General features: G+C 61.1%; 21 protein-coding genes and 1 pseudogene. 11 read left to right on the top strand and 11 right to left on the bottom strand.

Translation table 11 applies throughout. From position 1 onward, the window contains the following. The 3 genes from ACCD03_RS21290 to ACCD03_RS21280 all read left to right on the top strand — a co-directional run. On the top strand, positions 1-593 hold a 593-nt coding region (locus tag ACCD03_RS21290), incomplete at its 5' end, for a restriction endonuclease (protein ID WP_413412808.1). A 168-nt stretch (positions 594-761) separates the two neighbouring features. Further along, a complete protein-coding gene (locus tag ACCD03_RS21285) occupies positions 762-2,837 on the top strand; it encodes a CHAT domain-containing protein (protein ID WP_413412807.1) in 2,076 nt (691 codons plus the stop codon). 401 nt (positions 2,838-3,238) lie between these two features. Beyond that, a complete protein-coding gene (locus tag ACCD03_RS21280) occupies positions 3,239-3,517 on the top strand; it encodes a hypothetical protein (RefSeq protein ID WP_253535479.1) in 279 nt (92 codons plus the stop codon). A gap of 760 nt (positions 3,518-4,277) precedes the next feature. Here the strand turns inward: ACCD03_RS21280 and ACCD03_RS21275 are convergent. Continuing rightward, a complete protein-coding gene (locus ACCD03_RS21275) occupies positions 4,278-4,910 on the bottom strand; it encodes a TetR/AcrR family transcriptional regulator (RefSeq protein ID WP_413412806.1) in 633 nt (210 codons plus the stop codon). Between the two features lie 147 nt (positions 4,911-5,057). On the opposite strand from ACCD03_RS21275, the gene ACCD03_RS21270 reads away from it, so the two are divergent. After that, positions 5,058-5,951, top strand: coding sequence for an NAD(P)/FAD-dependent oxidoreductase (locus ACCD03_RS21270; protein WP_413412805.1), 894 nt, complete (start codon positions 5,058-5,060; stop codon positions 5,949-5,951). Between the two features lie 96 nt (positions 5,952-6,047). After that, positions 6,048-6,911: a class I SAM-dependent methyltransferase gene (locus tag ACCD03_RS21265; protein ID WP_413412804.1), complete on the top strand. Its 864-nt coding sequence runs from the start codon at positions 6,048-6,050 to the stop codon at positions 6,909-6,911. A gap of 86 nt (positions 6,912-6,997) precedes the next feature. On the opposite strand, the gene ACCD03_RS21260 is transcribed toward ACCD03_RS21265, so the two are convergent. After that, positions 6,998-7,165 (bottom strand): response regulator transcription factor, encoded by a 168-nt coding sequence (locus ACCD03_RS21260; RefSeq protein ID WP_413412803.1) that lies wholly within the window; start codon positions 7,163-7,165, stop codon positions 6,998-7,000. A gap of 366 nt (positions 7,166-7,531) precedes the next feature. On the opposite strand from ACCD03_RS21260, the gene ACCD03_RS21255 reads away from it, so the two are divergent. Next, the gene (locus ACCD03_RS21255) at positions 7,532-9,550 is read left to right on the top strand and encodes a LamG-like jellyroll fold domain-containing protein (RefSeq protein WP_413412802.1); all 2,019 of its coding nucleotides are present in this window, start codon (positions 7,532-7,534) and stop codon (positions 9,548-9,550) included. Positions 9,551-9,817: 267 nt separating this feature from the next. Here ACCD03_RS21255 and ACCD03_RS21250 read toward each other — a convergent pair whose 3' ends face one another. Continuing rightward, complete coding sequence (locus ACCD03_RS21250) at positions 9,818-10,282, bottom strand: response regulator transcription factor (RefSeq protein ID WP_082076130.1); 465 nt, start codon at positions 10,280-10,282, stop codon at positions 9,818-9,820. Between the two features lie 317 nt (positions 10,283-10,599). Here ACCD03_RS21250 and ACCD03_RS21245 point away from each other — a divergent pair, with 317 nt between their 5' ends. Both ACCD03_RS21245 and ACCD03_RS21240 read left to right on the top strand, forming a co-directional pair. Then, positions 10,600-11,625, top strand: coding sequence for a response regulator transcription factor (locus ACCD03_RS21245; RefSeq protein ID WP_413412801.1), 1,026 nt, complete (start codon positions 10,600-10,602; stop codon positions 11,623-11,625). Positions 11,626-12,126: 501 nt separating this feature from the next. Continuing rightward, on the top strand, positions 12,127-13,965 hold the full coding sequence (locus ACCD03_RS21240) for an HrpF/NolX family T3SS translocon protein (RefSeq protein ID WP_413412800.1): 1,839 nt from the start codon (positions 12,127-12,129) through the stop codon (positions 13,963-13,965). 158 nt (positions 13,966-14,123) lie between these two features. Here ACCD03_RS21240 and ACCD03_RS21235 read toward each other — a convergent pair whose 3' ends face one another. Then, positions 14,124-14,588, bottom strand: a complete 465-nt coding sequence (locus tag ACCD03_RS21235) for an Lrp/AsnC family transcriptional regulator (RefSeq protein ID WP_024978208.1) — start codon at positions 14,586-14,588, stop codon at positions 14,124-14,126. Positions 14,589-14,721: 133 nt separating this feature from the next. Here ACCD03_RS21235 and ACCD03_RS21230 point away from each other — a divergent pair, with 133 nt between their 5' ends. Both ACCD03_RS21230 and ACCD03_RS21225 read left to right on the top strand, forming a co-directional pair. Further along, on the top strand, positions 14,722-15,768 hold the full coding sequence (locus ACCD03_RS21230) for a zinc-dependent alcohol dehydrogenase family protein (protein WP_413412799.1): 1,047 nt from the start codon (positions 14,722-14,724) through the stop codon (positions 15,766-15,768). A 192-nt stretch (positions 15,769-15,960) separates the two neighbouring features. Continuing rightward, positions 15,961-16,701 (top strand): response regulator transcription factor, encoded by a 741-nt coding sequence (locus ACCD03_RS21225; protein WP_413412798.1) that lies wholly within the window; start codon positions 15,961-15,963, stop codon positions 16,699-16,701. A 34-nt stretch (positions 16,702-16,735) separates the two neighbouring features. On the opposite strand, the gene ACCD03_RS21220 is transcribed toward ACCD03_RS21225, so the two are convergent. Together ACCD03_RS21220 and ACCD03_RS21215 are read right to left on the bottom strand one after the other, a co-directional pair. After that, a complete protein-coding gene (locus ACCD03_RS21220) occupies positions 16,736-18,514 on the bottom strand; it encodes a rhamnogalacturonan lyase B N-terminal domain-containing protein (protein WP_413412797.1) in 1,779 nt (592 codons plus the stop codon). A gap of 268 nt (positions 18,515-18,782) precedes the next feature. Beyond that, positions 18,783-19,853, bottom strand: coding sequence for an FUSC family protein (locus ACCD03_RS21215; protein ID WP_413412796.1), 1,071 nt, complete (start codon positions 19,851-19,853; stop codon positions 18,783-18,785). Positions 19,854-20,141: 288 nt separating this feature from the next. On the opposite strand from ACCD03_RS21215, the gene ACCD03_RS21210 reads away from it, so the two are divergent. Beyond that, entirely contained in the window at positions 20,142-22,313 is a 2,172-nt protein-coding gene (locus tag ACCD03_RS21210; protein WP_413412795.1) for a PTS sugar transporter subunit IIC/EAL domain-containing protein, read from the top strand. 19 nt (positions 22,314-22,332) lie between these two features. On the opposite strand, the gene ACCD03_RS21205 is transcribed toward ACCD03_RS21210, so the two are convergent. From ACCD03_RS21205 to ACCD03_RS21185, 5 genes and pseudogenes are all read right to left on the bottom strand, one after another. Next, positions 22,333-22,932 (bottom strand): hypothetical protein, encoded by a 600-nt coding sequence (locus ACCD03_RS21205; RefSeq protein ID WP_413412794.1) that lies wholly within the window; start codon positions 22,930-22,932, stop codon positions 22,333-22,335. A 151-nt stretch (positions 22,933-23,083) separates the two neighbouring features. After that, on the bottom strand, positions 23,084-23,647 hold the full coding sequence (locus tag ACCD03_RS21200) for a hypothetical protein (protein WP_413412793.1): 564 nt from the start codon (positions 23,645-23,647) through the stop codon (positions 23,084-23,086). A gap of 195 nt (positions 23,648-23,842) precedes the next feature. After that, on the bottom strand, positions 23,843-24,670 hold the full coding sequence (locus tag ACCD03_RS21195) for a hypothetical protein (protein WP_413412792.1): 828 nt from the start codon (positions 24,668-24,670) through the stop codon (positions 23,843-23,845). A 136-nt stretch (positions 24,671-24,806) separates the two neighbouring features. After that, positions 24,807-25,267: pseudogene (locus ACCD03_RS21190) on the bottom strand (MEKHLA domain-containing protein). Positions 25,268-25,322: 55 nt separating this feature from the next. Then, positions 25,323-25,787: an N-acetyltransferase family protein gene (locus ACCD03_RS21185; protein WP_413412791.1), complete on the bottom strand. Its 465-nt coding sequence runs from the start codon at positions 25,785-25,787 to the stop codon at positions 25,323-25,325. Positions 25,788-25,921: the final 134 nt, after the last annotated feature.

The raw sequence follows: 25,921 nt of genomic DNA, 5'->3' as shown, positions 1-25,921 counted from the left end.
CACCCCCGCAAGCCCCCACACCGGCAGAACCCGCCACGCCCCAGAACTGGACGCTGGAGGCCATCCAGTCGCTTGAGTGGAAGCGGTTTGAGCTGCTGTGCGTGCAGTACTACGAACAGATGGGGTTTGCGGTGAAGACGGTGCCGCACGGCGCAGACGGCGGCATTGACGCCACGCTGTACAAGGCCGGCCAGGACGCGCCCGTGGCGGTGGTCCAGTGCAAGGCGTGGTCCAAGCCCGTGAAGGTGGAGCAGGTGCGGGCGCTGGGCGGCTCCATGCTGGCGCACATGGTCAAGCGGGGCGTGTTCTGGTCTTTGTCGGGTTATGTCGGCAACCCGGTGCAGGAGTTTTCAGAGCTTGCCGGTATCCAGCTATTGGACGGGCCGGCGGTGCTTGAGCGCATCCGCGCGCTGGCCGAAGACAAACAGGCCGCGCTGCTGGCGAAGGTGTTTGAGGGGGATTACCGCACGCCTTCGTGCCCGGCTTGCGGGGTGAAGTTGGTGGCGCGGAATGGGAAGAGTGGGGCGTTTTGGGGGTGCAGCAATTACCGGATGGGGTGTCGGTATACGTTGCAGATGGGGAGGAGTGCTTAATTCGTTGAGGTAAAAAGTCCAGTAATGAAAAAATCCTCCAATGGTTGTAGTGGTGAATATTTTAGCCATATCGATTTGCTAAAGTAATACAAGTTACTTCGTGTCTGATTTTTCAGATTTTTAAGTTATTAGTCGAAATTGGATGCTTGGTCCATGCGGATAAAATATGTGATTGTTGTTCCCGAGTCTGTTTCAAATTTTGATGTGACTCCATTTCAAGGCTGGAATAGTGCAGTTACTGAAAAGGAATTTCTATATTTGCTCGAAGTTGTCTGCTGTCTCCCATCAATGCTAGATGAGTTGTCAGCTAAACAAGAAGAGCTTCTGGAAATTCGGCGTCGAGGTGCAGCGAAAAACATTGCGGCAGTTGGGGTGCAGACGCTGGACAAATTTTCTCTGAAAGAGAGGGATTGCATCACGATATTTATGTGCTTGCCGAGAGATGTGGCACAAGTGAAGAAGACGCAATCCGATGGTGACGGGAGTTTTTTAATAGTTTCTACCGTCTCTGATGAGGATGTTATCGATGCGACGGATTTTAAGAAGCCATATTGTCATAGTCTCGACGAGGTTCTTTATTCTATCGCCGGACTTGACGCACATTCGGGAGTCGAAAGGAGAGAAAAATACGACGTACCTCTTCAAATATCAGCCATGCACGGTGTGACCTATCCGAATCAACTATTCTTGGAAAGTTTAGGTTACTCGGTGACTGGGCCGCAAGGTCAGGTGCTTGCAGACAAACACGAGGCAGAGAAGCTGATAGTCGATGCCGCTGTCGCTACTTTGGGCCAGCTGGTTACGTCGGAAAATAGGAACGCTGAAGTTATTGTCTACTCTCCCTCGGTAGCCGTGGCTTTCTATGATTTCAAGAGTAATTCATGGAATCAAATCGTTAGGAAAATCAAGGAAAAGTGGAAAAGAAAGCTCCTTGAATTGACATTTAGGGGTAGATCGTACTCCGGATTTCAAATCGAGATGGATGACGTCAAAAAGATGAATCCGTACCACGATCCAATCCTAGGGCCAATTTTACAGATTCGTCAATCTGAGATAGCTGCAACGGGTTTGTCCGTTGCAATTATGTCCAATATTTGGAGCTCTCCTAGTTTGCGGATAGCAAACTCTGTGAACTTAAATCTTCCGGCGCTAAAAAATATAGAAATACTGTCAAAACGTGGTGGAAAAAACAATGAGAAACAAGTGCAGAGGGCATTTGCGTCTTATATAAAGTCACTAAAATCAGATGTTGGTGATTTAACGATAGATTTTTTGAAGAAAAGAAGTCGTTTTTGCAGAGTTTGTAGTGATGTACCGTTGGAGTGGGTTTATATAGATAAACTTCCGTTGATGATGAGTCACGAGATATCAAGAACTCCGATGACTCCAGGAAATTTTGTCTTGCAGTACGCTGCCAGCGGGGATCCAATAGCAATTCGTGAGAGTGGATTGCACAAAATTCTAGTGGTACGTTCTTTTGAAGAAAACGATCCATTGAAACCTGTATTGCAAAGGACGGTGGAAGGTTTTGATATTAGCGAGCGAATAAAAGTAAATTTTGTGGATGTTGCTAGTAAAGAAGAGGCAATTTCTGCGTTAAACGAATTTGACGGCTATGTTGTGGTTTTTGATTGTCATGGAGGGCATGACGGAGAGGACTCAATCGGCTGGCTTCAGCTGGGGAAGGAGCGATGTAATACATGGGAATTTGCACACGTTGCAAGAATCCCCCCTATAGTTTTGCTCAGTGCGTGTTCTACTGCTCCCATCGGGGGGTCTCATGCCTCTGTGGCAAATGGTTTCCTCCGTTCTGGGGCTTACAGCGTTGTGGGGACATTTTTGCCTGTTGACGGACTAAGTAGTGCGGCATTCATGGCGCGAATAATATATAGAATTGATGCATTTTTGCCGGCCATAAAGGGACTTGGGTTTGATTTCGTGACTTGGAGAACTTTTATATCCGGATTTTTAAGAATGTCATATGTGACAGATGTTCTGCGTTACTTTATTGAAATTGGGCTTCTTGATCCGTTGCATTTCCACGAAATTCATTTGGAGGCAAATTTAAGGATAAATTCACTCCGGGATGATTGGTTTGATGTCGTGATCAGTAAGTTGTCAGAGAAGATCGGTTGCGGAGAAGATCGTGTGGTCGAAAAAATTAAGAATGAAAATCCGTTGCTCGAGACGATGAGGTACTGCCAAATTGGTCTTCCCGAAAGAATTGGAATTTCCTTGGAATAATGCGTATCTATTTCTTTCTATAGAGAGTAGCTTTTTAGTATTGGTCTTGCTTTTTTGTGGAAGTGCCGATTAAACTCCCCCTCGCTGCGGCAACAACCGCAGCCGAGACTGCAATCTCGATCGATCCGTCCGGAAGAAACATCAAGTTTCTACCGCTGCTGTCGTTCGCCCCTACGGGCGGGCCTCGGCAGGGAGGGCTTCGGCCCTGCCGTCTTGATGGATCGTCGGTATTGCAGACCTTGTCGTGTGCCCGCCCACCCTCACCGGTGGGTGGCTCCTCACTCAACCAGAGGCAAGACAATGGATCAACCGACCCAAGCTGTACCCATCCCACGCGGGCATCGCCCCGCAAACTGTCACTTCACCTGCATCGCGCAACGTCCTCCGTCCGGAGGTGCCCGATGAGCATTGAAGACAATCTCCTGTATGCACAAGGCGCTCTGAGCGGGCGGGATTATCTGCGGCGCACCCAGATGAACATGAAGATGCAGCGGCAGTTCATCCCCGAGACATTGCGCTTGGAATACCAACTTCGCGTCCAGAACAAGGCCCTTGAGTATCAGGCCGGGTTTCTGGATGCGATTGGCGCTTTCATGCTGACGTCGCTGGATGGTGTGACAGTGGACTTGTACCGGTGGGAAGTTCTGAGCGTGCTTCAGCGCGCGAACAAGCTGAAATAATAAAAACAGCAGTAAAAGCGAACCCGCGACGGGCGGGGGCGCCAAGCCAGGGCACAACGCCCAGCCCTCTACGTGCCGAGCCCAAAGGGCCATGCACGACACTCAAAGGCCCGACCGCCACGGTCTGAGGCCCAAACGCCGAGCGCCAACACCCAAGCGCCGCTCGCAGACATTCAAATTTTCGAGCTCAAACACTCGCGCGCCGAGGTCAGAGACCCGCGTGCCGAGCTAAAACTGTCAAACGCCGGGGTCAGAGGTCCATTCGCCGCAGTCAAAGGTCCGATATATCGGAGCTCGGAGGGCCGAACGTGGGGCTCTGAACTCGGAACATGGGGCTCAGAGGCCCAAAGATGAGGCTCAGAGGCCCAAAGATGAGGCTCAGAGGCCCAAAGATGAGGCTCAGAGGCCCAAAGATGAGGGTCAGAGGTCCAAAGATGGAGCTCAGAGGTCCAACCATGGAGTTCGGAACTCCAAAGATGGAGCTCAGAGGCCCAACCATGGGGTTCAGAACTCCAAAGATGGGGCTCAGAGGTCCAACCATGGGGTTCGGAGCTCCAACCGTGGGGCTCAGAGGTCCAAAGATGGGCTTCAGAACTCCAAGCGAGGGGTTCCGAACTCCACATGCCGAGCTTGGAGCTTCGAACGTCGAGTTCAGAACTCGGAGCGCGGGGCCAAGGGGGGCAGCCGGCAGGCCGGGCCTGTCGGGATTTCCGGGCCCGTCAGAATTTCCGTGTTCTTCATCGGCCGTGAAAGCGCACCGTTAGGTGCCACCGTGCGCGGCGATGAACATGGTGACGGCCGCCCGGCAATAGGATTCGATTTCGTTGTCATCCTCTGCTGTGGCTTCATCGAAGCGCGCGATCAGCAGCAGATCGGATCCTTTGAAAAGCGCGCCAAACAAACGGGCGGACAGGTGCGTATCGGGCACGTTCAGCATCCCCTTCGCGTGCAACTGACGCAATACGGCCTCGATGTGGGCGACGACATTGGCCGGCCCGGCTTCGTAATGGAGCTTGCTTAACGCCTTTTGATTCGTCTTGTCGGCCAAAACCATGGCTTCGACACTGCGGACGTCCGGGCTCAGCAGCGTGCGCAGCAGGGATGACCCCACCGCCATGAGCTGATCTTCGGCCGAACCGTCGACGCCTTCAGAAAGGGCCTGCGGTGCAAATTGATCGCAGCGGGCCACCATGGCTGCGCTGAACAGCGCCTCCTTGTTCTCGAAGTGCCGATAGATGCTCAGCTTGGATATCTTCGCCCGCTGCGCGACCTTGTCCATCGTCGTCGCTTGAAAACCCAATTCCACAAAGAGTTCGCAGGCGGCGTCGACGATCGTTTGGCGAAGCGCTTCGTTGGCGGGCCGGCCGCGCCGGCTTTGGTTGTTTTCGGTCACGGCAATTACGGTACTTGACAGTATTGAAATTGGTTAATACGATACCACTCAGTATCGCAATGTGCAAGACAAGGGCAGGTTTCAACCGGTTGTGCAGATCAGGTTTCCCCGGCCCACCCCTCATCCACAACACGGAGCCCCATCACCATGAATGACGTCATCATCATCGGCGGCAGCTTTGCCGGCCTCGCCGCCGCCCTGCAGCTTGGCCGTGCCCGCCGCAAGGTCACCGTTCTCGATACCGGCCGGCCACGCAACCGCTTTGCCGGCCACTCGCATGGCCTGCTCGGCCACGATCACAAGCCGCCGTTGGACATCCTGGCCGAGGCGCGGCAGCAGCTTGCGCGCTATCCAACAGTCAGCCTCGTCCACGCCCGGGCCGAGAGCGTGTCTGGCGCCATCGACGATTTCTGCGTCATCACTGACGATCACGAAACCCTGAGGGCGCGCCGCGTGATCCTGAGCTATGGCGTCGCCGACCAGATGCCTGATGTGCCGGGCTTTGCCGAAAGCTGGGGCACGTCCATCGTCCCGTGCCCGTATTGCGACGGCTTTGAAGTCGCCGGCCAGCATTGGGGCCTCGTCTGGTCCAGCCCGCAGTCGTATCAGTCTGCCAAGCTGTTCCGCGATTGGACTGACAAGTTGACTGTCTTCGCCGATGGTCGCGACATTGCGCCCGATATTCAGGCCGATCTGGCGCGCCGCAACATCCCTCTCGTCGATGGCCGGATCGTCGAGATCGCCCACGAGAAGGGCCATATCACCACCGTCAATCTCGATACCGGCCGCAATGTCGCGGTCGACATCCTGTTCGCCAATCCGCGCAACAAGCCGTCCGCAAGCCTGCATGAATCCCTGGGCCTCGCCACGCTCGATACGCCCACCGGCGTGGTCCTCAACGTCGACGACCGACGCCAAACCAGCATGCCCGGCATCTACGCCGCCGGCGACCTCGCCACGCCGTTCTTGCCCTCCGTTACCCAGGCGTCCTCGCAGGGTGCGATGGCGGGCATCTTCGCCCAGCAGTCGATGGTTGTTTGAGTGCAGAGATTCCCTGTTCTCGTTGCGTCGTCGCCTTCGAAAAGGTTGGCGTAGACCGACGCGGTGAAAGGCGGATCGTCAAGTCAAGGAGATGACATGGCAAAGCAAAGTGCTGATCAGGTCGGTGACTGGAATGGTCAAAGCGGTGAGCGCTGGGTCGCCAACCAGGCCCGGCTGGACGCTCTGGTAGCGGTGTTCGGCCAGGCCGCGATAGAAGCCGCCGCGCCCGCAGCGGGCGAGCGCGTGCTGGACATCGGCTGCGGCGCGGGCGCGTCGAGTCTGGCTCTAGCAGCCCGCGTTGGCGCGGAGGGGCAAGTGCTGGGCGTGGACATATCCGAACCGCTGATCGACCGAGCGCGCGCGCTTGCGCCAAAGGATTCGCCGGCGCTGTTTCAGGTGGCCGACGCCAGTAGCGCAGCGCTGCCCGAAGGCGCGTTCGACATCCTGTTCTCGCGTTTCGGCGTGATGTTCTTCGACGATCCGACAGCGGCGTTCGCGCATATGCGACGTGCGCTCCGGCCGGGCGGCCGGGTCGCTTTCGTTTGCTGGCGCGGTGCGGCCGAGAACGATTGGATGCGCCTGCCAGTGGGCGCGCTCAAGGACATCCTCCCGCCGAGCGCGCTGCCCAATCCCGAAGCGCCCGGCCCGTTTTCGTTCGGTGACAGGGAACGCGTGGCACGCATCCTGACGGCGGCTGGCTTTGCCGATATCGCTATCTCGCCATTTGACGCGGCCGTCCCATTCGGCGAGGGCGAAACGCGGGACGCCGCAATCGACGACGCAGTGAAGATGACGCTCGAAGTCGGCCCGCTGTCGCGGGTGCTCGCTGATCAGCCCGACGACATCCGCGCCCGCGCCTCGGCCGCCGTTCGTGCCGCCTTTGCGGGCCTTCCCGGTGAGCGGTCGGTGATGATCAACGGCGCCGCGTGGGTCGTCATGGCACGCAATCCGGCAAGCTGACAGGGATGAAGAGGGAAGACGCGCTCGGTGGAGCGAAGCGTCTGTGGTCGGGCTCAGTGCAGCCAAGCGAGTTCTAAACACCACCCCTACCGACTGCGTTGGTAAATCGTCGCTAACTCAGTGCGGTTTCGCGCTCCCATGCGCCCGAGCAGTTGGCGCATGTGGCTTTTAACGGTTTCCACGTTGATGTGCAGCCGTTCCGCAATCTCGGAGTTCGACCGGCCGCACGCCCGAACACCCGAACACCCAAACACTCAAAAATCCTCACCGTTTGGCCATTTGCGTTGACGCGGCTTCGCACGCTGCCATACGGTTGCGCCATTAAAAAAAGATGGTCGGGTCAATACATGATGAAAAAATCCGTGGAACGCGCCAGCGTCGGCGCGGTGCCTAATCCTGTGCGTCGAGCGCTGTCATTGGGTCTGGGGCTCTTCCCCTTGTTGCCGTTTTTGCCGGGGTGCGGCGGAGGGGGCGAAGACGCTTCCGCAGCGGGGCTAGGCCAGCCGGAGGGGAAAACAGGCGGTGCGGCTCCGACCGTCCCGACCGCCCCGGCCACTCCAGCACCTGCCACGGCTGCGTCGGCTTATGAGAGTGGCGTCTTCCACCATCCGGGGCTGCTGGTGACTGAAGATGCCTTCACCCGCATCCGTGCACATATCAAGGCTGGTGATCAGCCGTGGACGAACTGGTGGAACACGCTTGGCGTCGACCACTTCGGCGCCCTGGACACCAAGCCCTTCCCGCTGCCCGCCGTCTACCGGGCCGATGGCAGCAAGAACAACCTGTACGTGGACATCTGGCGCGCGTGGTCTCTGGTGCTGCACTGGAAGTTGTCTGACCCGCAAGACAACCGCTATGCCGATAAGGCGGTGGAGTTCCTGGACGCTTGGGCCAGCACCCTGAAGGTGATCGGAACGGTGCCGCCGGGCTCGACCGCCCATGACGACCACACCTTCATCATCCTGGCCGGCATTCAAGGCCACCAGTTGGCGCAGATTGGCGAAGTCCTGCGCACGTACTCCGGCTGGGCACCCGCGAGCCTGAAGCGCTTTCAGGACATGCTGCTCAACGTCTTCGCGCCCATCTGTTCGAACTTCCTCAGCGACGGGCGCATCGGCTCGCATGCCAACTGGGACATGGCCTCGATGGCGGGCGCCATGGCCATCGGCGTGTTCTGCGACAAGCCGGATCTGTACCGCCTGGCCTACGACTGCTACGCGGGCAACAACCGGGGCAAGCTGCGCAATTTCGGCAACGGCTCGATCGTGCACGGCGTGTACTACATGCACCCGGGCCATTTTGGCCAGTGGGAAGAAAGCGGCCGCGACCAGGGCCACTCCACGCTCGGCATGTCGCTGGGTGGGGACTTGATGGAGATGGCCTGGAACCAGGGCGACGATCTCTACGGGCTCTATAACAACCGCTTCCTCTCAGCCGCCGAGTACGTGGCGCGATCGAACCTGCTGGACGAGAACGGCAAGCCCTACGCGATGCCCTATGCACGCGAGCAGAACCCCACCGCCCCGCACCCGGCACCGTGGACGGAGGTGAACCAGTCGTTCCAGCACCGCCGCAACGCGTGGGAGCCCATCTACAACCACTACGTCAATCGCATGGGGGTGGCCGCGCCCAACGTTGCGCGCATGGTGACGTGGTGCGAGCCGAACTACGGCGGCAGCAGCGACGACGTGATGTACCCCACGCTCACGCAGCGTCTCTCGCCCTATGCCGGGCCGATGAAGCCGCCGTCTGGGCTCACAGCGCATTTGCGCGGCAACCGCGTTGTGTTGTCGTGGTGGGGCAGCGTGGGCGCGACGTCGTATGCGGTCAAGCGCGCCAGCCAGGCCAACGGCCCCTTCAGCCTGCTGGGCACGGTCTCGGCCAGCGAGCTGCTCACCTATAGCGATACCCCGCCCAACGGCATCTGGTTCTATCAGATCACCGCGCAGGGCAACGGTGCCCCGAACACGGGCTCCAACGTGGCGCGCATTGCTGTGCCGGGTGAGTTGCGTCTGTCATTGCCGCTGAACGACCCGAACAGCACCGGCACGGTCGGCGCGGTGCTGACCGCCGCCGGCACCCGGACGTTGGTGCAGGGCACGCTGCTGGATGGCGCAACCTGGGGTGACGGGCGCGTCAACGACAAGGCCATCGCGTTCGACGGCCAGAAGGCAGGCCTGCAGTTGCCGTCTGGGCTGTTTGCTGACCTGGACGACTTCAGCATTTCTTTCTGGGCCTACGCGAATGGGCTGCATTGGGATAGCTGCATGTTCTACGCAGGGCAGGACGCGAATGCAGCCATGGCCATTGCGCCGCAGTCCGGCACGGGCGTGCTGCGTTTCATGATCTTTGGCGCAACGTTCAATGATGCGCAGGTTGTGGAAGCGCCGTGGGCCATGCCGATTCGCCGCTGGGTCCATGTGGCGGTCACGCTGCAGGGCAACACCTGCCGCCTTTATGTAGACGGCACGGAGGTGGGGAAGAACGAAGACATGCTGCTGTCGCCGCGCCAGGTTGGCGATCAGGTCACCTTCCTGGGCCGCAATTGGGCGCATCCATCGTTCAACGGGCGCATTCAGGGCTTCCGCGTTCAGGCGGGTGCATTGAGTGCCGCGGAGGTTGCGACGCTGGCGCGCTGAGGTAGCGCCACATCGCAAGGTTGCCGAACCACGCGTCACGGCCTGAAGGGTGCGCGCATGTTGCGCGCACTCGCAGTGCAGGCGGCGTTGGTTGAATCGGCGCGCGTTGGGGTGCTCGGGCAGCGCCCAATGGAGTCACATGCGGCAATCGGCCATGTGATGACCCATGCCAGCAGGCCGGACTAAGCGTAAGCGGCCGCGCTGTGCTCCACATCAAAACGTATCGCACGCAAAACGTCGCGCCATACAAGTGGCGCGTGGCGCGCCTTAGCGCGTGCGTTGATAGATCGTGGCCAGCTCTGTGCGGTTGCGTGCACCCATGCGCACGAGCAGTTGGCGCACGTGCGTTTTGACGGTCTCGACGCTGATGTGCAGCCGTTCGGCAATCTCTGAGTTCGACCGGCCGCAGGCTACCTCTTTCAGGATGTCGCACTGGCGCGGGGTGAGCGGCTTGGGCTCCAGCGTGGTGGGCGATGGGCTGGGCTCGATGCCGCTGGCCGGCTCAAGCGATTTCAAAGCGCCGCTTAGCATCTGCTGCACGTCTTCCAGCGCCATGGGCTGCAGCGTGGGCTGTGAAGGCAGCCAGGTGGAATCGTTGAGCAGCGATGTGTCCAGAAAGATGACGGCCAGCGACGTGGCAGCAGCATCCCAGCGCGCAACTATGGCGGTCGATGGAAGGCCAGGACGGCATAAGTCTGGCGGACGGGTCGACGGTGGTGTTCGCGCTGGCATGCGGGTTCCTCTTCGAAAAGCACGGTGCAACCTGACTGAAGGCAGGCAGAGGCCGGTGATGACGGCTCGCAGCCGTGGCAACCTGCCTTTGTCAGGCGCACTATCGCAAAATCGAGCGGCCTGCAACCATCGCTATGGATAGCGATCGCCAGCGCGGTGCACGTGCGCTAGGCGTTCGGGCGGGATCTGAAGTACACCGGCTATAGGCCTCGGCCGTTGTGCCGATATACCTGTTTGTATTTGTATTGATTGGCGCGCCTGGAGCCCCACGATGACTATTCAGACTCAACACCAGTGGCGAGCCGCCCAAGCGATCGATGGACCTCTCGACAGCTGAACTGCGAGCACTGCTCGATATCACCGGGCATTTGCATGAGGCATCGAGCTGCAGCGTTCTCGACCGCCCGGAAGTGGCAGAGAAGCTGGGGTCACTCCTGCATTTCGATCTTGCGGCGCATATCCAGTGGGGGCGTGACGGCATCCACCAGACACGACCAAGCGCGCTGTGGGGCCGAGACCAGGCCATGCGCGGTGAGTATCAGCAGTACTTCCATGGGGTCGACTCGATTGCGCAGTGCCTGACGGGCAGCTTTGAACCTGTCGTGATCGAGCGGAAGATCAGCCGCTCTGACTGGGGCAAGTCTGAATACTTCACAGATTTTTTGTGTCGGCATAGGGCGTATCCGGGCATCAGCCTGCGCCTGCCAGATGCCAACGGGATGCTGCTGGACTATCGGTTCAGCACCAGCGATCCAAACAAGCGTTTTGGCGATCGCGAGACATTGCTGTTGAGCCTTTTGAAGCCGCATCTGCTGAATGCGCATCAACTTCGCGTCATCCAGGAAGTGGGGGAAGTCGGCGCTGCTGCTGATGCCGGTGCGCACGTGCCGACATTCATGCTCGACGGCAAGCCACCGCCCCTGCCCAACGCAAAGGCGCGCGCCATCATGATTGGACTTTGCGTTGAAGAGCGTGACGCGCTCTATCAGCAATTGACAGAGGCGGCCAACGGATCACGCCACGGGCAGTGGAAAGGCTTCGGGTTTTGCGTGGAGCGACTGGCCGCCCCCGATGGCCCTGCGCTCGGTTGCCGGATTCACCTCATCGCACGGGGCGTGGGGTCATCCGCCTGGTTCCAGCAGCAGTTTGGCGTGACCGTGCGCGAAGGCGAGGTCTGCCACCTCATGCTCAAGGGCATGTCAGACAAGCAGATCGCCCTGGCCCTGAACATGAGTTACTGGACGGTGCGCACCCACGTGGGGCACATCATGAAAAAGATTGGCGTGGAGTCACGCAGTGCAATCGGGCTTGCCGCCCTTGAAGCTGGCGGATCGCTCAAGTAATGCACGCACGCGTGGCCATCTGTGCCGCGCCGGCAACGGTTTGGTTGCCGGAAATTCAAACATCCTCAAAACACCTTCTGCCATCGCGGTTGATGCGGTGATGCAGCCCCGCGCCGGCGGGTGTATCTGCAAGCACGTTGACGTTCCCTTCTCAGCCGCAATCGACGGTTCACCACTTCGGATGCCGCGCCGTGTTTTCGGGCGGGCAGCCGTTCCTGTCGTTTCGCACTCTTACGCTGGCCTTTCAGGCATCCGCGCGCAATGCACGGGCCATTCGTGCCCACTTGGCCAGCGCTGGTGCGTTGCTGCGTTGAGTTGGTGGGCGGTTGAAGGGAAACGCAATCCGTACATGGCTGACGGCACACGGGATCCGCGCGTGATCACGAAACATCGGCCCTGCCACAGATCGCAACGACACATTCAAGTGGAGCAGGTATGTCCGTTCACATGTCTTCATCTAACACTGCGAGCCGCGAGGCGAAGCACACAAGCCGGGGCGATATGGCCGACGCGGCCGTGGATACCGCAACGACCATCGCAGGCATGGGTGGTTTGCCAGGCCAGCAAGGTCAGCAAGGCCCAACAGACGAAACGCAGTTGAGCCTTTACCAAGGTATCAGCGCCAAGCTGGCTGCGTCGCTCGCGTCGGAAAACAACGACGACGATGATGACGATGACGACGACGTCACCCAAAACAATGGCAACCGCCCTGCGGCGGCGCAGCCCAACGCGGCACCCCAGCAGTCCAACGCGGCATCGTCGCAGCAGGCCCAGTCGCCGCAATCCACCGTAACGTGGAACGGCGGCACGCTCAGCCAATCGGAAGTGCAGATCGTGTCGGTGCTGGATCGGCATAAGGACCAATGCCCGATCAGCTGGGATGGCCTTCAAGACAAGATCAACGACCCTTCCACGCCGCCCGATTTGAAAGCGGCGCTGCAGGGCCTGGCACAAGACCAGCAACTGTTCACCGCCATCGGTTCGCAAGGTGACGGCCGTTGCGGCGGCAAGATCAAGGCCAATGACCTGGATGCGTTTACTGCGGAGCACGCGCAGGTCAGTGCGTTCAACGAGCAGCAGGCCAAGAGCTTTGAGCAGAACTACGTCCCGTCTGACGGCAACGCAAATGGTCAGCCTTCTGTCATGTCGGAAAGCGACGCGCTGCGCGAGCTTTACAAGTATTCCGACAACCTCACGAAGAACCTGGGCGAAGACGAGTTCAAGCAGATCGTTGATGGCGACGCCAAGACCGGCAAGACGCCGCCACAGGTCATTGCAGCGGCGCAGTACTTTCTCGACCACAAGGACGCCTGGAACCGGGTGACCGGCGGGGGCGAGGTCAACAAGGCAGACTTTCTGCAGGCCGCGTCGTCATCGATGAGCCTGACGCAGACCGAGCTGAATACGCTCAAGACGATGAACGGCAACCAGGCAGCGTTCTTTGGCGATGGCGATCTCACGCGAGACAAGCTGTCGAGCATGGCCAACAACAAGCAGCTCGATCCGAACGTTCGCCAGGCCGCGACACATCTGCTGCAAGACCCGGTGTTGTTCAGCCTGATGAACAACGCCATCACGGGCTACAAAACACACCACGGCTTCTTTGATTTTGGCGGTGGCCATACGGTGGATTCCGGCAATATCGCGGGCCGCGATTTCCAGAAGTTCTACGGCAACCTGTCGCAGGCAAACCAGACCGTTCAGAAGCCGCAGACCCACACGCCCAAGACCGACGCCGACAAGATGGCCGTCGCGAGCATGCTGATGGGCACGGCCGACCAGCCCGAGATCAAGTCGCCCAAGCACAACGGCGGCTTCCTGATGCACGCCATCGATGCCGCACTCAAGGTGGAAGGCAAGCTGCTGGATTGGGCGTCCATGGCGGTCGGGGCGCTGAGCTTCATTCCCGGCATTGGCGAACTTGCGGACGCGGCATCCACGGCGCTGGAGGCCGAATCCCAAGGCTGCAACATCCTGCATGCCATGGTCAGCGGCGGCAACGTGAAGAAGGCGCTGGAAGAGGCGGGCCTGAACCTGGCCGCTGCCGCCGTCGGCAACATTGGTGGCCCGGAGGTTCGGCTGGCAATGAAAGAAGGCATTACCAAAATCGTTGCCGAGAAGGCGATCAACGCCGGTATCAACCTGGGGGTGTCAGAGGCACAGGACCATGCCGAGAACTACCTGGCCGGCCTGAAGGCGCGCCTGGAAGACCCGTCGCAGTCGCCTGCTGGGCAAGATGATTCGCAGCAGGTGGGTGAGGACAGCGCGATGGCGGAACCGCCGGTTGCGCAAGTGCCGGCGCCGTCCAATGACGAGACCGAAGAGGACACCGTGGTGTGATGCTGTTCTGTATGCCGCGTTGCTCCGCGCCGTGATCATCGCCGTTGGCCCCTGGCGTTCGGATCTTGAATACCGATCCGGCGCCGGGGTCGACGATGTAGGCATTGCCAGGGATGAGGCGCGCGGTTGTTCGGCGATGTGTGGCCGTCTGGGCCGCCTCAAACAATCGGCAATCGCTTGGTCGACTTCACCTGACGAAGCGAGATGTTCGAGCGAATGCCAAACACACCGGGCAGCTTTCTCAGGACTTTTTCAACGAAGCGGCTGTAGTCGTCCAGATCATTGGCGACCACCTGGAGCAGGTAGTCGGCTTCGCCCGTGGTGTTGTCGCAGGCCAGGATGTTGGGGCTGGCGAGGATGAGCCGTTCGAACTCCGCCGTGACCTCTTCGGTGTGTTGGGTGCACATGATCTGCACGTAGACCATCACGCCGAGCCCGAGCTTGCGACGGTCGAGCGCGGCGTGATAGCCCTCGATGAGGCCGGCATCATCCAGGCGTTTGAGCCGCCGCCAGCATGACGCTTCACTCAAGGAAAAGCGCTCCGCCAGCTTGGCGTTTGAGACGCGTCCGTCCTGCTGGAGTTGATCCAAAAGGCCCAGATCGATGGTGTCCAGTGCTTCCATGAAATCTCCTTTCCACGGCGTGTCGGAATCAGAAAGAGCGCTTCGTAAGACTCCAGAAACGCCCTCAAATTAGAAAGATACTTTCGGCGACTGCGGCTTATATTGCAACGCTCATCCGCTCTGCGTTGAAATCATGAAAGCCATAGTCTACGAAGCCTTCGGCGCCGTGCCGAAGCACATGAACGTTCCTGACCCGACTCCGGCAACGGATGGCGTGGTCGTGCAGGTGATGGCCAGCGGCGTGTGCCGCAGCGACTGGCACGGTTGGATGGGCCACGATGCGGATATCGAGCTTCCGCACGTGCCCGGTCACGAGCTGGCCGGCGTGGTTGCGGCGGTGGGCGCGGATGTGACGCGCTGGAAGGTGGGTGACCGTGTGACGGTGCCGTTCGTGGCCGGCTGTGGGCACTGCCCTGAATGCCATGCGGGGCATCAACAGGTGTGCGAACAACAGTTCCAGCCTGGCTTTACGCACTGGGGCTCGTTTGCTGAATACGTCGGCATTGGCTATGCCGACCTGAACCTCGTGCGCCTGCCCGACGACCTGGACCTCACCACGGCGGCCAGCCTCGGTTGCCGCTTTGTGACGGCGTTTCGTGCCGTGGTCGACCAGGGCAAGACCACTGCCGGCCAATGGGTTGCAGTGCACGGATGCGGCGGCGTGGGCCTGTCGGCCATCATGATTGCCAACGCCATCGGCGCGAATGTCGTGGCCATCGACATTTCAGACAGCGCGCTGGAGCTGGCGCGTTCGGTGGGGGCTGTTGCCACGGTCAACGCATCGCGTAAGTCTGATGTGGTTGAGGCGGTGAAGGCCATCACGCAAGGGGGCGCGCATGTGTCGCTCGATGCGCTGGGCCATCCCACCACGTGCTTCAACTCCATCAGCAATCTGCGCCGGCGCGGCAAGCATGTGCAGGTCGGCCTGATGCTGGGCGATCACACGACGCCCGCCGTCCCCATGAGCAAGGTGATCGCGCATGAGTTGGAAATTCTGGGCAGCCACGGCATGCAGGCGCATCGCTATGGCCCCATGCTCGACATGATCCGCACGGGCAAGCTGCAGCCTGGGCGAATGGTCCGCAGGGAGATCAGCCTCAGCGCCTCGATAGAGGCATTGACCAACATGAACAGGTTTGAGGGCGCCGGCGTGACGGTGATCACGGATTTCGCGTCCTGAACGAAGTCTCGGGCCGACCCTGCGCGTCGATCGCGCCACGTGCCGCCGCTGATTGTGCGCGGTCGGTCGCCCCCCGGCGCCGCATCGCTAATCATAGCGATGGATGAACACACTGTGAACGTTATGCTGTTGCGAAACATAACAAGTGGGGTGGACGTATTGATCGACCCCGCGCCGTCGGGGTGCTTTGCCATGAAATTTGCCGTACTCACCGCCAACCCAGCGAGCTTTGCTTATGTAGCGGCTTGCCTGTCAGCGCAGGGCGTGACGTGCGTGCGATTCGACGACGCATTGGCGCTGATGCGCTCCGGGCATACCGAGGTCTTCACGTTGCTGATGATTGATGCGCAGCAGTTCAGCACGGCCGCCCGGCTGTTGCTCACGGGGCGCGAGCGCAACGCCAACATGTGCCGGCCAACGTTGGTGTTTGGCCACTTTGCCAGCCGCCACGAAATGCTTGGCGTTTTCGATGCCGGCATCGACGACATCATTTCCGGCCACTTCACCGCCGAGGAGCTGTGTGCGCGTGTTCGCCGCATCCTGCGCGGGGCCGGCAAGTCGACGCAGGTCTCCCTCGATACGCAGGTGGTGGCCGGGCCCTACCGTCTATGTCGGCTGACCCGCACCGCGACGTTGGACGGCGTACCGATTCGGCTGACCGCACGCGAATTCGCCACGGCTTGGCTGTTGTTCTCGTCGTCTGGGGCGTTTCTGTCACGCCAGCAGATCGCCTCTGCGGTATGGGGTACAGAAGCCAGCGTTGCAGAGCGCTCGATCGAACAGCACATCTACAAGCTGCGCAAGAAGCTGGGCTTCGGCCCGGCGACCGGCGTTGAGCTCAAGACGGTCTACTCGCGCGGCTATCAGTTGACCGTCCAGCCGGCAGGCGAGCAGCCGGAGGGCATTGCCCCGAACGTGAAGCTGGCAGCCTGACGCGTGCACGCCGGCACGCTGGTCACGGTGCCCGTTACTTCAGCAGATCGATGGCGTCGAAGGCATAGCCGGGGCTGAGAAAGCCTTCTCCGGCGTTACCGCTGACGACGTTGATCTTCAGCTCGTTTTCACCCACCACGAAGGCCGATGCCGGAATGTCGAAGGCAAAGGTGGCGTTGTTGCCGCGGTAGGAGCCCGCCGTGAGGCTACGGGTGGCCGGCTCAACTGCAGGTTGCGGCGCGGGTGCGCTCCACTGGTTGACCGTGATGCTCGGGCGAGCATGGGCGAAGGCCGTGGTAATGCCGATGCGCAGCCGGTGATCGGCTATGTCGCGGGCCCCAAGCCGGAAGCGCACAACCAGCGTGCCGTTGATGGCTTTCCACTGATACGCGGGGAAATCGCTGGCGGGTGTCGATCGCCCGATGATGTATTCCGGCACGCCCCACGGCTGCATCCGAACATCGGATGGATGCATCACCGTGACTTGATTGCCGTTGCGGAACTCGCGCGGGCTGCCGTCCCACGTGCCAATGCGCCATAGCGCGGCATCGTGTTGTGGATCGTGATCGATGCCGCCGCACGCGCAAGGCGTTGGGCGATCGGCCTGGATGTCCACGTTGAAGCGTTTTACCTGCAGCTCGTTTCGGTAGAGCGTGGCCTGATACTGGCCGGGCAGCATGCCGCGCAGGTGAAAGTGACCGTCTTTCGTAGAGACATCACCCCAGTACTGCGCGTGCGCGTTACTAAGGGCCAAGGTGTACGGGGCGTCTTCCATCAGGCCAGTGAAATGGCCTTCGAGTGAGCCGCGCTGGTTTTCCGGCACGTAGCCGGGCAGGTCCATGTCTTTGAACCAGTGGGTGCTTACGTCACGGGGCGGTTCGCCGTCGGTAAAAGCGAGAACGTAGCTGTTGAGCACGCCCATGCGGTAGGGCTCGGTCTGGTTCTCACCGTAGTTGACGATATAGGTCAGTTCCTGATCTTCAGCGCCCTGGTCTAGCAGGCTGCGATAGAACGGGCCGCCCGACCCGCCCTCGTTGTTGTCGCGCACCATCCACATGCCCACGCCCGGGCCGGTCGCGCCAAAGTACTGCCAATCCTTCAGGCGCATGTTGGAGTAATGCTTGGAACGGGTTTCGCCGTTGGCCAACCCAAAAACATCGTGCGCTTCTACACCGCGCACGGCGGTGGTGATATCCGCGCATTGCGGCCCGTCGGGCAGACGTGCATGCGGCACCCGCACGACAAAGCGCACGAGGTTTGGCTTGGGCTCCGCCGTGAAATACGTTGCCATGTAGAGGTTGGGCTGCCCGCGGCGCGCCATGTACACATGAGTCAACGCCCCGGCGCTGACGGTGATCTTGATGGCGTCGTTGCCCACGCGTGCCGCGTCCACATTGACGCGATTATCCCCGTCATACAGGCCCGAAAAACCGGAGTTCACCTGACTGCCCTTACGCGGGTCTTGATACTGCACGCCGTGCCAGAGCAAGGAGACGATGTCGCCCTTGCCGCGATCACCGCCGTTGGCTCCTCGCGTTCGGATCTTGAATACCAATCCGGCGCCGGTATCGACGGTGTAGGCGTTGGCATCCGCGCTGATGCCAAATTGACCAATCTGCGACGGGTGCGAGCCAGTCGGGACACCGTGGTCCGCCTCGATGGCTGCGTCATTGCCGATTCGGCAGGGTACTGCGCGGTTGTATAGCGGTTCGGCGTTCGCAAGCTGCGCGCAGACCGGTGAGAGCGCAAGGGTGACAGCGCTGAGCAGTCTCAGGCTGAAGCTGAGGCGTTTGGTCCAGTGAGGTGTGAACATGTCTGGCTCCTAACCGGCGACCGGATAGTGGCCACGGCGAATCGCCCGCGTGCAACAACGCTCCTCGGGCCGGTCGATGGAAAGGTGCTCCGCACCGGCGAAAAAAAGCCCCGAGGTGGTCAATCCCGGGGCTCCCCGACCATCTTTTCACGAAGGCTCGTGAACTATGGCTACGCGCCAGTCTACCCACGTGACCTCACGCCAGCAGCGTTGGTGAGAATAATTGAGCAATGCGTGCGCCGCCCTCGGCATACTCAGCGCCCCGGCTTCACCCAATATTCCACTGCGGCGCAATCGCCAGCAATTGCCGCCGGAGGTTCTCGATCTCGTTGGCAAAGCCCTCGGCCAGCGCGCTTTCTACCGTGGGTGTGGCGGGCGCGTGCTTCATCTCTGATGGGTCCGCCGCGCGCGGCCGTGCCAGGCGCGCCACGGTGCCGAACCGCAATGCCCGCGACATGCCGATCAGCGTATCGCGGATGCGCCGGGCGCCCAAGCCGGGCAGGGCGTCGGCACTCGGTGCAGCCAATGCCCCATGCGTTGCATTGAGCAGTTCCAGCGTGCTGATGCAGATGCGCAGGCTGCGCTGGATGTTCTCCAGCCGCTCCACGGGCACGTCAATCTCTTTGGACACGGACGGCATGAGCGAGCGCAACTGCACCAGCAGCGTATTGAGCTTGCCGAGGTGCTTGCTGCGCTCGCCAGGGGCATCGCCGGCGCGGCCGAGGCCGGCATACGCGCGGGCGCATTCCCGCAGCGCATCGGCCAGCCGGTAGCGCCACGAGTAGGTGGCATACAGCGGCAGCGCAAATGAGAACAGCAGCGCAATGGCAATCCCTACCAGCACGTTGAGCGTGCGCCATGCGCCGTCGAGCAGGTTGTTGTCGCCATGCCCCACCACGATGACCAGTGTGATGGCGGCCAGCAGCGCGATATAGCCGCCCTTGCCGATGGCGTGATACGCGCAGATGCCGCAGGCAATGGCCGTGAGCGCATACGTGAGCGGCAGGTGCCCAAGCCACGTCTGCTGAACGATGATCAACAGGCCCGCCACCGCGCCGATGAGGGTGCCCCAGGCGCGTTCGGCCGCGCGTTTGCGGATGTTGCCGTGGTGCTGCAGGCCGGCAATGACGATCAGCAGCGAGATGGTGGCCCACTCGCCATGCGGCCAGCCGAAGCCGGACGTGACGGCAATGGAGAGCAGCACGCCCAGGCCGACGCGCGTGGCATGGATGTACCGCGCATGCTGATAGCGCCGATGCGGGTCTCGCACGAGGCGGAGCAGGGACAGAAAGGGTGCAGGTAGTTTCACGGTGCGGGGCGCACGAATGGAAATCGACATAAGCAAGATCGTTGCAGATTCTGGGGCGCGACGTACATAGGACAGGCGCTACGTTGGTGCCGATGCCTTGATATGGTGCGCGCCGGGTGCAAGTGGCGCGTCAGGGCTTCGGGTTTCCCCTAGGTATTGCACAAAGCTTGCCATGGGCTAGTGAGCTTTTTTGTGTATTGCGTAAAGGCCGGCGCTTCAGAGCGCGCGGGATTGTGTCGATTACGAGGCATAGCCCGATAGGCAACGCTCCGGGCTGCCCGGGATGTTGCCGATCCACCTCGAACAAGATCCAGTCTTATGACGACGCAGGCGCTATCGCCCTGGCTAAGGTTATTGAGCGCCGCCGAGCGCTTCGACCGCGGGCCGTATTTCATTGCCGTTCGGCGCGGGCTGGCGCTCTCTTTGCCGCTCATCATGGTGGGCGCGCTGGCGCTGCTCTTGCGCAACCCGCCCACCGCCGGCATGCGCCACGCGCTGTTGAATGCCTTTGGCACGCGGCTGGATGTCTTTTGCGACAGCGTGTTGGCCGGAACGATCGGCATCGGCGCGCTGGTCGCCCTCTTTGGGTTTGCCGAAGTGCTGGCGAAGCTGCACAACCAGCGCGCCGGGCATCGCGTGGTCAACCCGACCGTGGCGGCGGTGGTGGTGGTGTCGTGTTTCTTTACGCTCATCGCGCCAGATGCGAATGCGTCTTTGATGGCGTCGCTCTCGCTGGGGCAAGGGCTGTTTGGCGCTTTGCTGGTCGCGTCGCTGGGCGGCAGCCTGTTTCTGAAGCTGTGCGGCATCCGCCGTTTGCGCATTCCGTCCCACCACTTGAGTAACGATCTGCTGGTGGGCGATGTGCTGTCGGTCATGCCGGCCGGCATGCTGACGATCTTGACGTTTGCGGTGCTCAAGGTCGCCATGGCCTGGGCGGGTTGGCCGCAGCTCATGGCGGCATTTGGCACGCACCTGGAGGCGCCGTATTCGGAGGTCTCCAACAGCCTGCTGTTTGGGCTTGCCTACGAAACCGCGGCGCAGGTGCTCTGGCTGTTTGGCATCCATGGGCCGAACGCGCTGTTTGCCGTCCACCAACACATACTGGAGCCCGCCGCGCAGGCCAATGCGGCGGCAGTTGCCAGCGGTGGCTATCCGCCGTTCATGTTCACTGACCACTTCTTTGCGGTGTTCGCGCGCATGGGTGGCTCGGGCGGCACGCTCAGCCTGATCCTGGCGCTGCTCATGTCCAGGCGCACGCTGCGGGGGCGCAAGATGGCGTTAGTCGTCATGCTGCCGGCGCTGTTCAACGTGAACGAGCCATTGCTCTTCGGGCTGCCGGTGGTGTTGAACCCGGTCTATGCGATTCCGTTCCTGCTCACACCGCTGGTGCAGATTCTGATTGCCTATGCGGCCACCGTTGCCGACCTGATGCCCAAGACCGGCTACAGCGTGGCGTGGACCACCCCGGCGCTGTTCAGCGGCTACGCGGCCACGGGCTCGGTATCAGGCGCGGTGGTCCAGCTCATTGCCCTGGCGGCGGGCGCGGCAATCTACCTTCCGTTTGTGCGCATGGCGGATGTCTTGTCCGCACGGCGCAGTCAGGACGTACTGGCTTCTCTGCTGCAGATTGCCGAGTCGCCCGAGGTGAGCGTCAAGGGCCGGCGGTGTCTGGACCTGCCCGGCGACGAGGGCCGCATGGCGGTGGCGCTGGCCAGCGACCTGGAAGGCGCCATCAAGAAAGACGGCCAGATCTTTCTGGAGTTTCAGCCGCAGGTGGATTGCACAACCGGGCGCGTGTTTGGCGCCGAGGCGTTGCTGCGCTGGCAGCACCCGGTGCTGGGGCGCGTGGCGCCGCCGATTGTTGTGGCGCTGGCCGATGACATTGACCAGATCGACCAGTTGGGCCTACGCATCCTGTCGCTGGCGTGTCAGCAGCGCGCTGCGTGGCGCGATGTCTTGCCGGACGATTTCGTGGTCGCCGTCAATCTGTCGCCACGGCAGTTGCTGGACTATGCGTTCCACCGCAACGTGCTCGACATCCTGCACCGCGAAGGGTTGTCACCAACGCAGCTCGAACTGGAGATCACCGAAACCACGATGCTGCTGCCGGACATCAACGCCATCGGCAACCTGAAACAGTTGCGGGAGGCTGGCGTGAAAGTCGCGCTCGATGATTTCGGGATGGGGCATACGTCGCTGCACTACCTGCGCGAGCTGCCGCTGGACACCGTGAAGATCGACCGCTCTCTGGCAGATGTGAGCGCGGGCAGCATCAACGAACACATCGTGCGCAGCATCGCGAGCCTGAGCCGGACGCTGAACCTGTCGACGGTGGTCGAAGGTGTGGAAACCGAACAGCAGCTCAAGCGCCTGTCGGCCCTGGGGTGCGACCGTTTTCAGGGGTATTTCTTCAGCCGCCCGCTGGCGCCGAGCGTATGTCAGCAGTTTGTGCTGGATGCCAACCTGCGGCCGTTGGCACACGCGCTTTGAAGGCGGGGGCGCGCTGGGCTTACCGGTACTTGCCTACAAAGTTTTCGCAACGACGGACCCGATCAACCTTCGCGGCCCATCGGTACAGGCCTTCCATCAGGCTCTTGCTGACCGTGACCGGTTGACCATTGATCTGCCCCAACACTTCCGATTGATTCTGGTAGGGCTTCTCAAACAGCAGCTTCATCTCGCTACCGCCGCCAAGCGCCAGGTAGACGGCCTCGCGAGGCTCGAACTGCAGTACGAACGAGTTGCTGCGCACGCCGGTGCGCTCGATGGAATCAGCAAAGTTGGCGATGAGCGCGGCGTCTTCGGTGCTGTATTCGCAACCGGCGTCTTTCAGTTGCGCTTCGTCCACGGCCTTGAGCGATGCCACGGCGGGGTCCATCAAATACAACGTGATCGCACGCGCCTTGCGCATCCGCGCGCTCAGGCCTTCGGCTTCCCAGTAGCTTTGTTCGACCTTGACGACGGGCTCCGCTTTTGGGGTGGGCTCGGGGGCAGGCGCTTCGGCTTGCGGGGCTTCAGGCATGGGCGCTTCCGCTTGAGGTGTGCCCGCTTGAATGACTTCCGTCTGGAGCGCTTCGTTTTGCGGCGCGTCCGTCAGGGGCGCTGCCATTGAGATTTGTCCGAAGGCCGCTTGGCTCATGCTGCAAGCGCAGGCCAAGACCAGCGAGATGATCTTTTTCGACAACTCCTACCCCTTCTGAACGTACGTTGTTGTGTTGTAAATGCTAAGCCGGCGAGATGACGGAGCCAGCCGGCGGTGTCTATTGCGTCGAGCGCGGTGCCGGCCATCGCCGCATTGCGCCGGGCGTTTCGGGCATCTGCTGCAGTGGTGTCTTCGTCAACACGTAATAGTGATGCCGCCCGCTGCGGTCTGCAATGTCGAAGAGATAGCTGCCTTGTGAAACCACCATCGTCGCGAACGACGGTGGCATGGTGCCGGAGTTCACCGGGTCTGGGTTGGCCTGCCGCATCAGAGAGAAGAAGTTGACCTCGCCGGTCAACGCATCGCATTGCATGGCGGTGTAGCGGTGGTTTTCGACATACCACCCTCGGCAGTCGGACCCGGCCAGCGTTATTGCGCCGGTGGTCGGGCCCATCATCTGCAGGCTGAGTTGGTCTGAGCCGTCTTGCTTGCTGACGATGGCTTGCGTATAGCCGCGGCCATCGTCGTTGCGGCTGTCTGTGATGGTGTAGCTGCCAACCAGTTCATTGGCGGCCCGCTGCAGGGCGAGCTTCTGCTGTTCGGGCGTGCGCGGGTCTTGATAGCTGACGCAACCCGCGAGAGGCGCGATGGCGCAGAGCGTTGCGATGGTGCGAGCGAGCATGGTCGTGGCGGGTTCCTTGGCGAACGGATTCTACGCCGGGCCCGCAACACCAAACGCGAGGTTCCTGGGCCCAAAACGTCGGGCCCGAGCCGGAGACCACCGGAAACTGCGCTGGGCGGATGTCGATCATGGCCAACAAAAAACCCGCCCTAGAGGCGGGTTCTGCTGGCTCGGCGGGCATCCAAACACGTCGGGTCAAGGCGATTGGCTTTCGAACGGGTTCGATACGGTCCTATCGCCCCGCAGCACGTCTCTGATCCACGCCGGTTCGGTTGGCTGTACAAAGCCCATGCGCCGATAACCGACCAGCTTGTCTTGGCTTTCCCACTTCTTCATCTTGTCGATGAACTGCTTGGGGTAGTCCTTTGCCCGGCAGGCAATGTTGCACCATGGATCACAGATCAAGGTGTCCGGATTCCATAGCTTCATGTTGCTATGAAGCTGATGGGGTGCCAGGCCAACGACGGCAACGCAGTGGGCAACGTCGTCGTCATCGCCGCCGAGCTCCAGAATCTCTGCGGGCAGCGCGTGGTCCTGCCAAAGATGATGCACTGCCAACAGCGCCAGCTCCTGGCACTGGTGCGCCTTGCCTTTCTGCACAGCGAGCAACGCGTTGGGCTGGCTGCGTATCCGGTTGACTTCATCGGTCGCGCGCTGCTGCCGAAGGCGTTCTGCCTCGGTATCGCCCCTCACCTTGTTGCCCGACTTCAGATTGGGCTTGTAGTAGGTCTCGCGCACGTGGGTCAGCACGGCTGCGACAGCCGTTTGCGTCTGCGATGGGCCGTCATGCTGCGCCGACGGAAGGACCGCGGTGCGCCGCGTTTGCAGTGACGACGTGCCGGCGCCCGACGTGGCCGCCCGGTTGCGGCTCATGTTGCCCAGTTGGCTCAGTTGCCCACCAGCCTGGCGGGCGTTGCGCGCTTGCGCACGACCGGTGTGCTGAGTTGATGGCGCCGTCGCTGGCTGGGTGTCGCGCGCGCGGTTGATCGAGGTGCCGGCCGGCTTCGAAATGCAAAGCCCCATGTTGGTCTCCAAGGGGAATTCAACGAAGCCGACAGTGTTGCGTGGGGTGCGCGTAGCGCAAATGCGCCTGTGCGAAGCGAGAGCTGTGCGTGCGAAGTTCAGCGGCGTGCCTGCGCACGCGCACTAGCCCCGCAAATCACACGTCATGCCAGTGGTGGAAGGTCGCGGCTTGCCCGTGGTACACGCCATCGCTGTCGATCAGATTCCAAACGGTGCCGCCTTCAATCCAGAATCGCCTTCCGGAGCGCGAGATGCGCACGCCCCGATAGCCCGTGGCGAACCGCGCGTGCGTACCGATTCGAGCAATTGCGCGCGTTCTTCACGGTTCGGTTGCTCTGCCGAAAAACGCGACCGTAACGCCGTGATGCCATTCCAATCGTATTCAAAGCAGCGCTGCGCGGCCCGGTTCGCATAGATGAAGCACGGATCGGTGTCGGTGTTGTGCGCCAGCACGCAGAAGGGCGCGTCTTCATAAAGCCACCGGGCCGCATCGGCGGGCGCGATACCGTTGTCGATCAGCGGCGTGCCAACGAGCCGCTGGTGGCTGTCGGCCAGCAGGTTGAAGAACTGCGGGTCCAGGCTTAGGGATACCGTCATCGCGTTGTATCGGTCGTCTTCGGGAAGGGCGGCTCGGGATTCTAGCAACCGCGCGCTACAGCGTCCGACCCAGGAACAGCGTGCCCGGCACCGGGTTGAACGTGACCGCCGGTGCGGGCGTGAAGCCCAGCGACAGGTAGAGCTGCTGCGCGGCTTTGAACTCGGCCAGTACGTCCAGACACATGCGGGCATAGCCGGCGGCCTTGGCGTCTTGCAGCAGGCGCTCGACAAGGCGGCGGCCGAGCTGCTCGCCGCGTGCGGCGGGGCGGACGTAGACGCGTTTCATCTCGCACGTGGTTGCATCCACCTCACGAAACGCGGCGCAGCCGACCACGGCATCGGCTTTCCAGGCCAGCAGCAATTGCCCGCGCGGCGCGGCGTAGTTGCCGGGCAGGGCAGCAAACTCGGCTTCGTAGTCCTGGAAATCCAGGCTGACGCTGGGGCTGGCCACGTATTCACGAAAGATGGCCTGCACGGCGGCCATGTCGGCAGGAAACTGCGCGGGGCGGATCTCGATCATCGGGTTCACGTCCTTCTAGTGATGGGCAGGCAGAAACAAAAAACCCGCCTCGGGAGGCGGGTTCAGCGGGCTTGGCGCCACGCACTACCGTCCCGTTGGCGGGGCGGTGCGAATCATCTGCAGGGTGGTGGCGG

Source organism: Ralstonia sp. Ralssp135, assembly GCF_047304345.1.
Taxonomy (GTDB): Bacteria; Pseudomonadota; Gammaproteobacteria; order Burkholderiales; family Burkholderiaceae; genus Ralstonia; species Ralstonia chuxiongensis.
This window is presented reverse-complemented; position numbering and strand designations above follow the sequence as displayed.